Genomic DNA, 11,523 nt, shown 5'->3' with positions numbered 1-11,523 from the left:
CGCCCCGGCCGCGACTCCGGGGCGGTCGGGGACGACGAATAGACTGGGGGTGACCCCGAGGAGCCTCCCTGATGACCGACGCGCCCGCGAACGACGCTGCCGAACCGACCGAAGACGAGGTCTTCGAACAGAAGGCGGTGCGCCTGGCCAAGCGCGAGCGCCTGCTCGCGGAACGTGTCGACGCCGCGGGCGGCCCGTATCCGGTCGTCGTCCCCGTCACCACGACGATCCCCGAGCTGCGCGCGCGTTTCGGCGATCTCGAAGCCGGCGCCGAGACGGGCGAGACGGCCGGGGTCGCCGGCCGCGTGGTGTTCAGCCGTAACACGGGCAAGCTCTGCTTCGCGTCTTTGCAGTCCGGCGACGGCAGCCGCATCCAGGCCATGATCTCGCTCGCGAGCGTGGGGGAGGAGTCGCTCCAGGCGTGGAAGGAGCTCGTCGATCTCGGCGACCACGTCTTCGTCTCGGGTGAGGTCATCTCGAGCCGCCGGGGCGAGCTGTCGATCATGGTCGCCGAGTGGACGATCGCCGCCAAGGCCGTTCTGCCCCTGCCGAACCTCCACACGGAGCTCAGCGAGGAGAGCCGCGTTCGCAGCCGCTTCCTCGACCTGATCGTGCGCGACCGCGCCCGCGAGACGGTCCTGGCACGTGCCAAGGTGAATGCGAGCCTGCGTCGCACCTTCACCGAGCGCGACTTCGTCGAGGTCGAGACCCCCATGCTGCAGGTGCAGCACGGCGGTGCGAGCGCCCGTCCGTTCACGACGCACTCGAACGCCTTCGACACCGAGCTGTTCTTGCGCATCGCGCCCGAGCTCTACCTCAAGCGCGCCGTCGTCGGCGGCATCGACCGGGTCTACGAGATCAACCGCAACTTCCGCAACGAAGGTGCCGACACGACGCACAGCCCCGAGTTCGCGATGCTCGAGGCGTACCAGGCCTACACCGACTACAACGGCATCGCCGACCTGACCCAGACCCTGATCCAGGACGCCGCCGTCGCCGTGGCGGGGTCGACCACCGTCACGTGGGCAGACGGCACCGAGTACGACCTGGGCGGCGAGTGGGACCGCATCTCGATGTACGAATCGCTGTCGGCGGCGTCCGGTCGTGAGATCACCCCCGAGACCTCGCTCGACGAGCTGCGCGCACTCGGCGGCGAGGCCGGCGTCGACGCCCCGCCCCAGGACACCCACGGCAAGTGGGTCGAAGAGCTGTGGGAGCACTTCGTGAAGGGCGGCCTGACACGGCCGACCTTCGTCATGGACTTCCCCGTCGACACCAGCCCCCTCGTGCGCGAGCACCGCTCGATCGCGGGCGTCGTCGAGAAGTGGGACCTCTACGTGCGCGGCTTCGAGCTCGCCACCGGGTACTCCGAGCTCGTCGACCCCGTGATCCAGCGTCACCGCTTCACCGAGCAGGCGAAGCTGGCCGCTCGGGGCGACGTCGAAGCGATGCCCATCGACGAGGAGTTCTTGCGCGCTCTCGAGCACGGCATGCCCCCCACCGGCGGCATGGGCATGGGAATCGACCGTCTGCTCATGGCGATCACCGGGTTGGGAATCCGGGAGACGATCCTGTTCCCGCTGGTGAAGTAGGGCGCTCGAAGACCCACTCCGGGAGGCGCCCGGCGTCGATGATGTCGAGCATGATCGCGCTCAGGCCGTGGTCCGCGTCGATCTCGAGAGCGGTCTCGGCGTAGGTGGCGGCGTGGGAGCCTCTTCCCCGCGCCCATGCGAGCCAGGCGCACGCCGACAGGGCACCCGTGCGACGCTCCCGGGGGAGGGCTGCGGCCACGAACCGGCAGAGCTCGAGGGCGCGGCGAAGACGATCGGGGTCGGGGTGAGCTCCCTCTCCCCACATCGGCCGAGCGAGGTCGTCGGGGAACGGCTTCCCGCGGTGGAACGCCGTTTGCGCGTGGAGAACGGCGTCACCCGTGGCGAGGTCGGCCGCCCACTGCATGAGCGCCACGTCGCGCAGCGAAGGGCGGGCGAGGCAGAAGGCGACGGCGGCGAGCTGTGCGGCGTCGAGGTCGGACGGCGCGCAGGCGAGAGCGTCCTCGAGAAGCACAGGTGGATCCGCGATGAACGCTGCGGCCGGGTCGGCTGTGGCGGCACGTTTCAACAGGGGGAGCGCGCGCCGCTCGTGCGCGCCGCCGAGTACGCGCTCGATCTTCCGCAGCACGGCGAGCATGCCGCGGGAGACGGCGGGATCGACCTGCGGGAGACCCGCCGCGGCGAACTGGTCGTCGTCGAACGGAAACTCGGGTTCGCCCAGCGGCGGCACGGTGAGCTCGCTCAGCGGGTGCGGCACCGCTGACGAGGGCCACAGGTAGCTCTTCCAGCCGTCCGCGCCGACGACGAGGGCGTCGATGACACGGAGCCCGCAGATGTCGGCCCGGGCGATGGCTGCATCGACGAGCGCGCGGTGCGGCAGGTCCGCGAGGTCGGTGAGCGCGCCGTCGGCGTAGACGACGATCGCCACGGCATCCGTTCGCGCGACCTTGCACGCCATGCCGATGACCGTCGAGGCGATGCTCTCATCCGAAACGGACCGGTCGGTCGGGGGGAGATCGACGCGCATCGCCCCGAGCGAGCGGGACTCGGCGAACGGCACGAGGACGAGGCTCTGGCGCGGGGTGCATTCGAGCAGGCGTGGGACGAGGGCGAGGAACGAGGCGGACGAAGTGACGGGGACGACGGCGGGTGTCATGCCTCGAGGGTGGCCAAAACGGTCACCCTCCCGCCGTGCGGAATAGCTCGATCGTGGATGAATCCGAGCATCAGCGGCCTGGGGAGGAGTCCCTTGAGACCGCGCGCTCAGGCAGCGCGGGTATCCTCGAAGCCATGGACGAGACCTGGACTGCGATGCTGTGGGCGATCCTGCCGACCCTCGTGGTGTCGGTGGTCTTCTTCTTCATCCTCCGCAACGTCATCCGGATGGATCGCACCGAGCGCAAGGCCTACGCGCGCATCGAAGCGGAGGAGCGTGCCAAGCGCGGTCTTCCCCCCGTCGCGCGCACGGGCGAGGGGCCCGCGGCCTGACAACCCGGCGGCCCCTGTCGGAGGCCGTCGCTACGCTGGGTCCACAACCCGTGCAGGAGGACCCGTGCTCAACGCCACGTTCGACGCGAGCTGGCTCGTCATCACGCTCTTCGTCGTCGACCTGGTGGTGCGCATCGCCGCGATCATCATCGTTCCGCGCAACCGGCGGCCCACCGCCGCGATGGCCTGGTTGCTCGCGATCTACTTCATCCCCTTCGTGGGGGTCTTCCTCTTCCTGCTCATCGGCAACCCGCGGCTGCCGCGAAAGCGCCGTCGCAAGCAGGCGGCGATCAATGAGTACATCCACGACACGAGCGCTTCGCTCGAGTTCGGCACCCTCCGCCCCAACGCCCCCCAGTGGTTCCGCGCGCTCGTTCAGCTCAACCGCAATCTGGGGGCCATGCCGATCGCAGGAGACAACGCCGCCACCCTGATCGCCGACTACCAGCAGAGCCTGGATGCCATGGCCGAGGCCATCCGGCAGGCGCAGCGTTACGTGCACGTCGAGTTCTACATCCTGCAGACCGACGACTCGACCGACAACTTCTTCCGCGCCCTCGAAGAAGCCGCGCAGCGCGGCGTCGTCGTGCGCGTCCTGCTGGATCACTGGGCGAACCGCGGCAAGCCGTTCTACCGGCAGACGCTTCGACGCCTCGATGCGATGGGGGCTCACTGGCACCTCATGCTGCCGGTCCAACCGCTGCGCGGCCGTTATCAGCGTCCCGACCTGCGTAACCACCGCAAACTCCTCGTGATCGACGGCGATGTCGCCTACATGGGTTCGCAGAACGTCACCGACTCGTCGTACAACTTGCGAAAGAACATCCGTCGCGGTCTGCACTGGGTGGACCTGATGGTCCGCGTCGAGGGTCCCGTCGTCGCGAGCATCAACGCGGTGTTCCTCTCCGACTGGTACAGCGAGACCGACGAGACCCTCCGCGACGAGATCGATCTGTTCAGCGTGACGTCGGGCCCGGGCGATCTCGACTGTCAGGTCGTGCCCTCGGGCCCCGGATTCGATTTCCAGAACAACCTCAAGCTGTTCCTCGGCCTGCTGTTCGCCGCGAAAGAACGCATCATCATCGTCAGCCCCTATTTCGTCCCCGACGAAGCGCTGCTGCTTGCGATCACGACCGCGTGCCAGCGCGGCGTGCACGTCGAGCTCTTCGTCTCGGAAGAGGGCGATCAGGCGATGGTCTACCACGCGCAGCGCAGCTACTACGAGGCTCTGCTGCACGCGGGCGTCACGATCTGGATGTACCGCAAGCCCTACATCCTGCACAGCAAGAGCGTCACGATCGACGACGAGGTCGCCGTCATCGGCTCCAGCAACATGGACATGCGATCGTTCGGTCTGAATCTCGAGGTGTCGCTGCTCGTCCGGGGCGAGGAGTTCGTCCGTGACATGCGCGACGTCGAGGACGCCTACCGCACCCTCAGCCGGCAGCTGACGATCGAGGAGTGGCGCCGCCAGCCGTTGCGCTCGACGATCCTCGACAACCTGGCCCGCCTCACCTCGGCCCTGCAGTGACGCGCCGCGGCGTTCGCCGCCGGCATCCAGGATTCTCCGACATCATGGGGCAGAACTCGCCCCCGGAGGTTCTCATGTCACGTCCCCGCTTGACCCTGATCGCAATGATCGGCGCCGGTTTCGTCGTCGCCGGTGCTCTCGCCGGATGCGCCACGGGCGCGTCATCGCCCTCGATGTCGGGGGGAGTGTCCCCCAGTCCGGATGCCACGAGCGCGACGCCGTCCGCCGAGATCGGGGCCGCGTGGGTCGACGGCGGCCGGTCGATCGCCGTGGTCACGAACGGAAGCTCCTCGTGCCCGCCGGTCGTCAGCGGCCAGCCGAGCGTCGCCGGAGCCGCGATCACGGTGCAGCTCGCCGAGTCTTCTCAGCAGGAGTGCACGCGCGACATGGCTCCGCGGGCCACGCTGGTCGCGCTGCCCGCGGGCGTCGACCCCGCCAAGGACCTCACCGTCACGGTGACGGGCGCGGCGCAGGGCGAGGCGAACCTCGCGGGGCTTGCGACCACGCCCGCGGCCCCGAGCGAATTCGCTCCCTCCGCGGGCTGGGTGAACGACTCACTGGTCGCGATCGTCACCTACGGCAGCTCCACGTGCGTCCCCTCCGTCGAGACGATCACCGCCGCCGACGGCGATGTCGCCGTGCAGTTCGCGACGCCGCCGGCCGATCAGATCTGCACCATGGACATCGCACCGCGCGTGACACTCGCCGACATCGGCCGCGAGGCCGGCTCGGGCGCGGTGTCGCTCGTGCTCTCCGGCGGTGGCGTCGATGCGAGCGCGCCCGTCCCCGTACTCGGCACGCGCTGACCGCGGCGGGGCGTCAGCGCTCCACGACGAGGAGGTCGCCGACCTCGCACTCCAGCACGCGGCAGATCGCGGACAGCGTCGAGTAACGGATCGCGCGGGCGCGGTCGTTCTTCAGCACCGACAGGTTGACCACCGACACCCCGACGAGCTCGCTGAGTCGCGTCAACGTCATGCCCCGCGCCTCGAGGAGTTCATCGAGGCGACAGTGGATGCCGGTGGGCCCGTCGTCCGTGGCGGCCGGAGTCATACGAGGCCTTCGGTGTCGCGCTGGAGGCGGTCGCCGACCGCGAAGACGGTGCCGGCGAGGGCGACGACGAAAGCGACGGCGAAGATCGTGAAGACGTCGACCGTTCCCACGACGGCACGGTCGTACGTGCCGTCGGACACTCGTGCGAGGGCACCGTTCACGGCCATGTTGTGGAAAAACGGCACGAGATACATCCCCGCGAGGGCGACGAGGCCCGCGGTGGTCACGAGCACGGTGTGTGCGCGCGAGAAGATGCGGCCGCGCAGGATGCCGAAGCACAGCACGAGCAGCAGGGCGACCACCGTCACCATCGCGACGGCGAACAGGACGTGGCTGATGACGAGCGCGGCGAGAGGTGCGGGCTGCAGCGACGCCACCGTCACCGAGGCGGAGTCCAGCTGAACGGTCACCGGCGATCCGCCGGGACCGAGCGGGGCATGTGCCTCGGTCGCGACGAACGGCGCGAGCAGTGTGATGTCGCGATTCGGCAGGACGCTCGCGAGGTCGATGATCGTCTGCACGACGGCGGACACGGCGATGGCGACACCGCCGATGAGGAAGAGGGCGAAGCCGATGGTGTCGCCGCGCGAGAGGATGCGCGGCTGCGTACGCGTGGGTGTCATGGAGACTCCTTATCGATGATCGTTGTTATCGATGTTCGATAAGTTATCGACTGTCGATGGGTTTTGCAATGCCGACCGGCGAGGCGGTATGCCCACGGCGAACACGGGGCTCTGGCATCCGGCCGCTGGTTACTCTCGATGTACGGCGCGCGGAGGCGTGCCTGTCAGCCCATTTTTGGAGGGACTGAGGATGTTCGAAAGATTCACCGATCGTGCTCGTCGTGTGGTCGTGCTCGCCCAAGAAGAGGCGAAGATGTTGAACCACAACTACATCGGCACGGAGCACATCCTTCTGGGCCTCATCCACGAGGGTGAGGGTGTGGCTGCCAAGGCGCTGGAGTCGCTGGGCATCTCGCTCGATGCCGTCCGCGAGCAGGTGCAGGACATCATCGGCCAGGGTCAGCAGCAGCCGACCGGCCACATCCCCTTCACGCCCCGTGCGAAGAAGGTCCTCGAGCTGTCGTTGCGCGAAGCGCTCCAGCTCGGCCACAACTACATCGGAACCGAGCACATCCTGCTCGGTCTCATCCGCGAGGGTGAGGGCGTCGCCGCCCAGGTCCTCGTCAAGCTCGGTGCCGATCTGAACAAGGTGCGCCAGCAGGTCATCCAGTTGCTCTCGGGCTACCAGGGCAAGGAGCCCGCGGGCGTCGCCTCGGGTGCCGGCGAGCAGACCCAGGGCGCGGCCCAGGGCGGGTCGGCCGTGCTCGACCAGTTCGGCCGCAACCTCACGCAGGCTGCGCGCGACAACAAGCTCGACCCCGTCATCGGGCGCGAGAAAGAGATCGAGCGCGTGATGCAGATCCTGTCGCGCCGGTCGAAGAACAACCCCGTCCTCATTGGAGAGCCCGGCGTCGGCAAGACCGCCGTCGTCGAGGGACTCGCGCAGGCCATCGTCAAGGGCGATGTCCCCGAGACGCTGAAGGACAAGCAGGTCTACTCGCTCGACCTCGGCTCCCTCATCGCCGGGTCCCGCTACCGCGGCGACTTCGAAGAGCGCCTGAAGAAGGTCACGAAAGAGATCCGCACGCGCGGCGACATCATCGTCTTCATCGACGAGATCCACACCCTCGTGGGCGCGGGCGCCGCAGAGGGCGCGATCGACGCGGCATCCATCCTCAAGCCGCTCCTCGCGCGCGGTGAGCTCCAGACCATCGGCGCCACCACGCTCGACGAGTACCGCAAGCACTTCGAGAAGGACGCCGCTCTCGAGCGCCGCTTCCAGCCGATCCAGGTCGCCGAGCCGAGCCTGCCCCATGCGATCAACATTCTGAAGGGGCTGCGCGACCGCTACGAGGCGCACCACAAGGTGCAGATCACCGACGGCGCCATCGTCGCCGCGGCGAACCTGGCCGACCGCTACATCAGCGACCGGTTCCTCCCCGACAAGGCCATCGACCTGATCGACGAGGCCGGCGCCCGCCTGCGTCTGTCGATCCTGTCGAGCCCGCCGGAGCTGCGCGAGTTCGACGAGAAGATCGCCAAGGTCCGCGAGCAGAAGGAGCAGGCCTCCGAGGACCAGGACTTCGAGAAGGCCGCCGCGCTGCGCGACGAGGAGAAGTCGCTCCTCGCGGAGCGCCTGCGTCTCGAGAAGCAGTGGCGCTCGGGCGACGTCGCCTCGCACGCGGTGGTCGACGAGGGCCTGATCGCCGAGGTCCTCGCGCAGGCGACCGGCATCCCGGTGTTCAAGCTCACCGAAGAAGAGTCCAGCCGCCTCATGTTCATGGAGAAGGCGCTGCACCAGCGCGTCATCGGCCAGGAAGAGGCGATCGCGGCCCTGTCGCGTACGATCCGTCGTCAGCGTGCGGGTCTCAAGGACCCGAAGCGCCCCTCGGGCTCGTTCATCTTCGCCGGCCCCACCGGTGTCGGAAAGACCGAGCTCGCCAAGGCGCTCGCCGAGTTCCTGTTCGACGACGAGGGCGCGTTGATCTCCCTCGACATGTCGGAGTTCGGCGAGAAGCACACGGTCTCGCGTCTGTTCGGTGCCCCTCCCGGGTTCGTCGGCTTCGAAGAGGGCGGCCAGCTCACCGAGAAGGTGCGCCGCAAGCCCTTCTCGGTCGTGCTCTTCGACGAGATCGAGAAGGCCCACCCGGACATCTTCAACTCGCTCCTGCAGATCCTCGAAGAGGGTCGTCTGACCGATGGTCAGGGTCGCGTCATCGACTTCAAGAACACCGTGATCATCATGACGACGAACCTCGGTTCGTCGGCGATCGCCGGTGGCCCGGTCGGCTTCCAGGTCGAGGGCAGCGCGCAGACCTCGTACGAGCGGATGAAGGGCAAGGTCGACGAGGAGCTCAAGCGTCACTTCAAGCCCGAGTTCCTCAACCGTGTCGACGATGTCATCGTCTTCCCGCAGCTGAACAAGGACGAGCTCCGCCAGATCGTCGGCCTGTTCGTGAAGCGCCTGGCCGACCGCCTGCTCGATCGCGACATGACTGTCGAGCTGTCGGACGACGCGAAGGACAAGCTCATCGAGATCGGGTTCGACCCGACCCTCGGAGCTCGCCCCCTGCGCCGCGCCATGCAGCGCGAGGTCGAGGACCGGCTCAGCGAGAAGATCCTGCACGGCGAGCTCGAGTCGGGCGACCACGTGAAGGTCGGCGTCGAGAACGGTCAGTTCTCGTTCGAGACCAGCCCGCGCGGCGAGAAGGTCGCGATCGGCGTCGGAACGGCGGGAGAGATCGCCGCCACCCCCGACACCCTCGCGGGCAGCTGATCGCGTAGAACAAGAAGGGGCCCGGATGCCATGGCATCCGGGCCCCTTGTCGTTGTGTGCCGCGGCTGGTCAGAACAGCTGGCGCGCGTTCGTCGCGGCGAGGTCGATCAGCTCGTCGCCGCGACCGGAGAGGACCGTTCGGATCGCGTACAGCGTGAAGCCCTTGGCCTGTTCGAGAGTCACGGACGGGGGCATCGACAGTTCCTGGCGAGCCGTCTTCACCGACACGAGCGCGGGGCCGGGGTGCGCGAGGGCCGCGGCGAGAGAGGTCTCGAGGTCTGCGGACTCGTCGACGCGGAACGACGTGATGCCGATGGCTTCGGCGACGGCCGCGAAGTCGGGGTTACGCAGGTCGGTGCCGTAGTTGACGAACCCGGCCGCCTTCATCTCCAGCTCCACGAAGTTGAGCGAGGAGTTGTCGAAGACGACGATCTTCACGGGAAGGTCGTTCTGGACGATCGTGATCAGCTCGCCGAGCAGCATCGCCAGCCCGCCGTCGCCCGCGAGAGCGACGATCTGGCGGTCGGGGAAGGCCGCTTGCGCGCCGATCGCGTGGGAGACGGCGTTCGCCATCGTGCCGTGCGCGAACGATCCGATCAGACGGCGCTCCTTCGCCATCGTGAGATAGCGCGCCGCCCACACCACGGGCGACCCCACATCGGGGATGAAGACCGCGTCATCGGCGGCGAGACGGTCGAGCGTGCGCGCGACGAACTGCGGGTGCAGCGGCTTGCCGGAGGCTGCGGGGACCGCGAGGTCGTCGAGCTTCGCGCGCGTGGTCCGGTAGTGGGAACGGGCGTCGTCGGCGTGCCGCGTCGATCGCCCCTCGGCCAGCAGCGGGAGGAGCGCGCGGGCGGTGTCGCGCACCGTGCCGACGAGTCCGATGTCGACGGGATGGCGGCGTCCGAGCTGTTCTCCTCGGACGTCGACCTGGATGTGCGTCGCGCGACTCGGGTAGAACTGCTGGTACGGGAAGTCCGTGCCCAGCATCAGGACGACATCGGCATCTTCCATCGCCCGGTACCCCGACGAGAAGCCGAGAAGCCCGGTCATCCCCACGTCGAACGGGTTGTCCCACTCGATGTGTTCCTTGCCACGCAGCGCGTGAACGATCGGTGCCTGCAGGCGGCGTGCCAGGTCGACGACCTCATCGTGGGCGTCGGCGACACCGGCTCCGGCGAGAATCGTCACCTTCTCGGCGGCGTTCAAGACATCGGCGGTGCGGCGCAGTTCGTCGTCGGAGGGAAGGATGCGCGGAGTCGCGCGCGACACGGTCGCCACGCGGTCGTTCTTCGCTTTGGCGAGCAGCACGTCGCCCGGGATGACGAGCACGGCGACACCGCGCTTCTCGATCGCCTCTCGCATGGCGATCTCGAGCAGTCTCGGCATCTGCACCGGGTCGGCGACGTATTCGACGTAGACCGAGCACTCGCGGAAGAGCTCCTGCGGGTGCGTCTCTTGGAAGTACGTCGATCCGATCTCCGCGGTGGGGATGTGCGCGGCGATCGCGAGAACCGGCACGCGCGAGCGGTTCGCGTCGTAGAGACCGTTGATGAGGTGCAGGTTGCCCGGCCCGCAGCTTCCCGCGCAGACGGTGAGCTCCCCCGTCAGCTCCGCCTCGGCCGAGGCGGCGAAGGCCGCTGCCTCTTCGTGCCGCACGTGCATCCAGCGGATTCCGCCATCTCGACGGATCGCGTCGGTGAAACCGTTCAGGGAATCGCCGGGCAGGCCGTAGATGCGCTGCACGCCGTGATGGCGGAGGGCGGAGACGATGTTTTCGGCAACGGTAGGCACGAGGCAGTCCTTTCATCGAAGAAGGGGACGAATCGCGCGACCGCTCGTGACGATCGCGCGTCACCATCGCCCACGCTACTCCCGTCTTCGAGGCTTTCCCCTGCCTCGCCTCTGAGCGGGCTATGCGTCGAACACACAGCTCCGCACTCGGCGTGGACGCCGCTTCTCCGCGGACCGCCGACCCGACCGGCGTACCCTGGGATCATGACCTCATCCGCGCCGTTCGTCGTCCGCCCCGCCGGAACCGCCGACGTCCGACGCATCCACGAGCTCCTCGAGCCGTTCGTGCAGAAGCGCATCCTGCTGGGCAAAGACCTGGTCGTGCTCTACGGCTCCGTGCAGCAGTTCGTCGTCGCAGAGGCGGACGGCGTGGTCATCGGGTGCGGCGCTCTGCACGTGATGTGGGAGCACCTCGCCGAGATCCGCACGCTCATCGTCCACGACGATTGGCTGCACCATGGCGTGGGTCGCGCCATCGTCGAGACTCTCGAGGACCGCGCGCGCGAGCTCGGCGTCTCGCGACTGTTCTGCCTCACATTCGAGGTCGACTTCTTCACCCGTCGCGGTTTCGCCGAGATCGGCGAGCAGGTCGTGGACCCCGACGTGTACTCGCAGCTGGTGCGCAGCCCCGACGAGGGCGTTGCGGAGTTCCTCGACCTCGCGCACGTGAAGCCGAACACCCTGGGCAACACCCGGATGCTGAAGCAGCTGTGAGCCTGCGCTCCTGAGCGTGCCGTGGCGTGAGCGCACAGCCGCGCCGCCTACCCT

10 protein-coding genes are annotated in these 11,523 nt (G+C 68.2%); 6 read left to right on the top strand and 4 right to left on the bottom strand.

Annotated elements, in window-relative coordinates; translation table 11 throughout:
* The first annotated feature begins 71 nt into the window (after positions 1 to 71).
* Positions 72 to 1,592, top strand: coding sequence for a lysine--tRNA ligase (gene lysS, locus QE454_RS02375; protein WP_307458503.1), 1,521 nt, complete (start codon positions 72 to 74; stop codon positions 1,590 to 1,592).
* On the opposite strand, the gene QE454_RS02370 is transcribed toward lysS, so the two are convergent.
* Positions 1,543 to 2,706 (bottom strand): DUF4192 family protein, encoded by a 1,164-nt coding sequence (locus QE454_RS02370; RefSeq protein WP_307458506.1) that lies wholly within the window; start codon positions 2,704 to 2,706, stop codon positions 1,543 to 1,545. The genes lysS and QE454_RS02370 overlap by 50 nt on opposite strands.
* Positions 2,707 to 2,840: 134 nt before the next feature.
* Between QE454_RS02370 and QE454_RS02365 the strand changes: the two genes are divergently transcribed.
* From QE454_RS02365 to QE454_RS02355, 3 genes are all read left to right on the top strand, one after another.
* A complete protein-coding gene (locus tag QE454_RS02365) occupies positions 2,841 to 3,038 on the top strand; it encodes a hypothetical protein (protein ID WP_103206864.1) in 198 nt (65 codons plus the stop codon).
* 64 nt (positions 3,039 to 3,102) lie between these two features.
* The gene (gene cls, locus QE454_RS02360) at positions 3,103 to 4,569 is read left to right on the top strand and encodes a cardiolipin synthase (protein WP_267789299.1); all 1,467 of its coding nucleotides are present in this window, start codon (positions 3,103 to 3,105) and stop codon (positions 4,567 to 4,569) included.
* Between the two features lie 89 nt (positions 4,570 to 4,658).
* Positions 4,659 to 5,375 carry a hypothetical protein gene (locus QE454_RS02355; protein WP_307458510.1) on the top strand — a complete coding sequence of 239 codons (717 nt, stop codon included), beginning with the start codon at positions 4,659 to 4,661 and terminating at the stop codon, positions 5,373 to 5,375.
* Between the two features lie 13 nt (positions 5,376 to 5,388).
* Here the strand turns inward: QE454_RS02355 and QE454_RS02350 are convergent, their stop codons facing one another.
* Positions 5,389 to 5,622, bottom strand: coding sequence for a helix-turn-helix transcriptional regulator (locus QE454_RS02350; protein WP_267789301.1), 234 nt, complete (start codon positions 5,620 to 5,622; stop codon positions 5,389 to 5,391).
* The gene (locus QE454_RS02345; protein ID WP_307458513.1) at positions 5,619 to 6,245 is read right to left on the bottom strand and encodes a hypothetical protein; all 627 of its coding nucleotides are present in this window, start codon (positions 6,243 to 6,245) and stop codon (positions 5,619 to 5,621) included. Before QE454_RS02345 ends, QE454_RS02350 begins: the two co-directional genes overlap by 4 nt.
* Positions 6,246 to 6,435: 190 nt before the next feature.
* On the opposite strand from QE454_RS02345, the gene QE454_RS02340 reads away from it, so the two are divergent.
* A complete protein-coding gene (locus tag QE454_RS02340; protein ID WP_103206859.1) occupies positions 6,436 to 8,961 on the top strand; it encodes an ATP-dependent Clp protease ATP-binding subunit in 2,526 nt (841 codons plus the stop codon).
* Positions 8,962 to 9,030: 69 nt separating this feature from the next.
* Here the strand turns inward: QE454_RS02340 and poxB are convergent, their stop codons facing one another.
* Complete coding sequence (gene poxB, locus QE454_RS02335; RefSeq protein WP_307458515.1) at positions 9,031 to 10,755, bottom strand: ubiquinone-dependent pyruvate dehydrogenase; 1,725 nt, start codon at positions 10,753 to 10,755, stop codon at positions 9,031 to 9,033.
* A gap of 204 nt (positions 10,756 to 10,959) precedes the next feature.
* Here poxB and QE454_RS02330 point away from each other — a divergent pair, with 204 nt between their 5' ends.
* Positions 10,960 to 11,469, top strand: a complete 510-nt coding sequence (locus QE454_RS02330) for an amino-acid N-acetyltransferase (RefSeq protein WP_307458517.1) — start codon at positions 10,960 to 10,962, stop codon at positions 11,467 to 11,469.
* Positions 11,470 to 11,523 lie beyond the last annotated feature (54 nt).

The sequence above is a fragment of the Microbacterium sp. SORGH_AS_0454 genome (assembly GCF_031453395.1).
Classification (GTDB): domain Bacteria; phylum Actinomycetota; class Actinomycetes; order Actinomycetales; family Microbacteriaceae; genus Microbacterium.
The sequence above is the reverse complement of the archived record's forward strand: the minus strand, read 5'-3'. Positions and strand labels throughout refer to the sequence as shown.